Source organism: Sinorhizobium sp. CB7 (assembly GCF_041357635.1).
In the GTDB taxonomy this organism is placed as follows: Bacteria; Pseudomonadota; Alphaproteobacteria; order Rhizobiales; family Rhizobiaceae; genus Rhizobium.
Genome location: NZ_JAULLL010000051.1, coordinates 1 through 2,645 on the forward strand (window position 1 = coordinate 1; position 2,645 = coordinate 2,645).

The window sequence follows — 2,645 nt, forward strand, 5'->3', positions numbered from 1 at the left end:
CGCCGACCGGCATCTCGTTGCCGTCCCCGTCCATCACATAGGCGCTGCGCGAGGGATAGGGAACGCCGATCGGCGCGATCGCATGCGTGCTGTCGTCGGCGCTCGTGCGCCGCGACAGCGCGGCGATCGTCGTCTCGGTCGGGCCGTAGAGATTGTCCAGCGCGATATGGGAAAGCGGTCCTTTCTGCCAGGCCGCCAGCGCGTCGCCGGGCAGGCCCTCGCCGCCGACGGTGATCTGGCGCAGCGCCTCAAGCCCGCTCGGCAGGTTGCGCAGCCACTGCTGCCAGTAGGCGGTCGGGATGCGCGAGAAGGTCACCTTCTCCTGCGACAGCCGGCGTGTCGGCGGCCGAGATGCCGAACGAGCCCAGGAAGTCGTCGATATGCAGGCTGAGCGCCCTGTGGGAGATGCCCACCCCCTTCGGCACTCCTGTGGAGCCGGAGGTGTAGATGACATAGGCGAGCTGGTCGGGATGGATGGATGTGACGAAAGGCTCGGAACTCTCGCTCCCGACCTCATTGACCAGCACGGTGTCGAGACCCGACAGCAGCCCGGCAAGCGTCTCCTTCGTCGCCGCATCCGTCACCACCCGGGTGATGCGGCTGTCCTTGATCATGTGGGCGAGGCGCTCGGCCGGATAGGCCGGATCGAGCGGCACATAGGCCGCCCCCGCCTTCATGATACCGAGGAGGGCGGCGACGAGGCCGGTGGAGCGTTCCACCGCAAGACCGACGCGCTCGTCCGGCTGGACCCCGAGGGACTGCAGCCGCCGGGCGATCCGGTTGGCGAGCGCATCGAGCTCTCCATAGGACAGACGTTCGCCCTCGCACACGACAGCCTCGGCCGCGGGATGTTGCAGGGCCCGCTCGCCGATCCGATCCGTCACGGGAATGAACGGGTGGTCCGCAGGTTCTCGAGGTAGGCCGCTGTCGGACCAGGCGATATCTGCTACGGGCGTTGCCTTGCCAACCGCGTCGCCGAGTTGCGTAAGAATGTCGAGATATTTCCGTGCCATGCGGCCGATCGTATCGGCGGCGAACAGATCGGTCTTGTATGAAAACAGGATATCGAACGTCTCGCCGCGATCTATCGCATCGACAACCAGTTCGAATTGGGCCGATATGGAATCGCCTCCCTGGGAGACGCCGGTCACGCCGTCGAGCGAGACGCGCTCGCGTCCCTTCTGGTGCATGTTGAACATCACCTGAAAGAGCGGCGTCGTTGCCAGGTTGCGCTGCGGCTGAAGCTCGTCGACCAACTGGGCAAAGGGCACGTCCTGATTTCGCTGCGCCTCCAGGACGCGCAGGCGCGTCTGCTCCAGGAGTTTGGACAGCGTCATCGCCCCTGAAACGTCGGCTCTCAGAACGAGCGTATTGACGAAGAAGCCGATCAGATCCTGAGTTTCGGTGCGGTCCCGGCCGGCGATGGGAACGCCGATCCTAATGTCGGATTGGCCGGTATACCGATAGAGAAGCAGTTGCAGCCCCGAAAGCAGCACGACGAACGGGGTTGTCCCGCTGCTGCGGGCGAGATGACGGAGAGGCGCGCTCACATGGCTCGGCACGGTTATGCCGATTTGCTCGGCTGCGTCGCTGACGCTATTCGTCCTCTTGCCGTCGAGCGGCAGCTGCAGCACAGGATGTTCTTTTCCAAGCCGCTCCCGCCAATAGGAGAGCTGATGCTCCAGTTCTTCCCGGTCCAACCACTCTCGCTGCCAAAGGGCGTAGTCGCGGTACCGAACGTGGAGCTCTGGAAGGCCGGCGTCGCACCCGTCGCGCGCAGCGTTATAGAATATCGCAAACTCATTCATCAGGATGGGCATCGACCAGGCATCTGAGATGATGTGATGCATGGCAAAATGCAGAACCTGATCCCGAGACCCCAGACGAATTGCGGTCAGTCGCAGCGGGACGCTATGTTCAAGATCAAACGGCGCTTTCGCCGCCTCCGCCAGGATTTGGTCAAGCCGCTTTGAGCGCTCGGGCTCCTCGAGATCGGCGATGTCCTTAAGCTTCCAGGAAACGGATGGCGGCGTTTCGATCGTCTGGAATGGAACGCCGTCGACCTCGCGAAAACGGGTTCGAAGACTTTCCTGCCGTTCGATGAGACGTGTGGCCGCTACCTGGAGGGACTGCCAGTCCAACTCGCCTTTCAGCCGTACCTTGCCGACGATGTTATAGGCGGGGCTCTCCGGATCGAGCCGCCACAGGAACCAGAGCCGCTCCTGCGCCGGAGACAGGGGAAAATCGGTCCCCTCGTCCTCAAATTTGTGAATGCGGAGGTCGGATTGCGAAATTCCGAGCGCGCGCAGCTTCTGCCTCAGAACGCGCCTTTCCGAAGCCGGCAAGGCGCAATAATGCGCGGCAAGCTTTTCCTTCCGATCGGCCGGCATATCCATCAGGCATTGTCCTCCCGGGAGGTCATCAACAGTTGCTCAAATTCATCGTCCGACAGGATCGAGAGCTTGTCCTGGCCCGCGCGTTCGTCACCGCCGACCAGCGCCTCTATTCTGGGGTCGATGATGAATGCAGAGACCCTGACGGTCAGGCCGAGCTTTCGGTCCGCCAGGGCAAGCATCCGCATCAGGGCCAGGGAATCGCCGCCGATCTCGAAGAAGTTGTCGTGGATGCCGACGCGCTCGAGACCG

Annotated in this window: 3 protein-coding genes; all 3 read right to left on the reverse strand. The window is 63.1% G+C overall.

The features are described from left to right. The coding region (locus AAE029_RS36100) for an AMP-binding protein (protein ID WP_371077746.1) at nt 1-316 on the reverse strand (316 nt) is incomplete at its 3' end. Then, nucleotides 249-2,396, reverse strand: coding sequence for a condensation domain-containing protein (locus tag AAE029_RS36105; RefSeq protein WP_371077747.1), 2,148 nt, complete (start codon nt 2,394-2,396; stop codon nt 249-251). The genes AAE029_RS36105 and AAE029_RS36100, both read right to left, overlap by 68 nt. Beyond that, nucleotides 2,396-2,645 (reverse strand): phosphopantetheine-binding protein (locus AAE029_RS36110; RefSeq protein ID WP_371077748.1); only part of this gene is annotated, 250 nt, incomplete at its 5' end. The genes AAE029_RS36105 and AAE029_RS36110, both read right to left, overlap by 1 nt.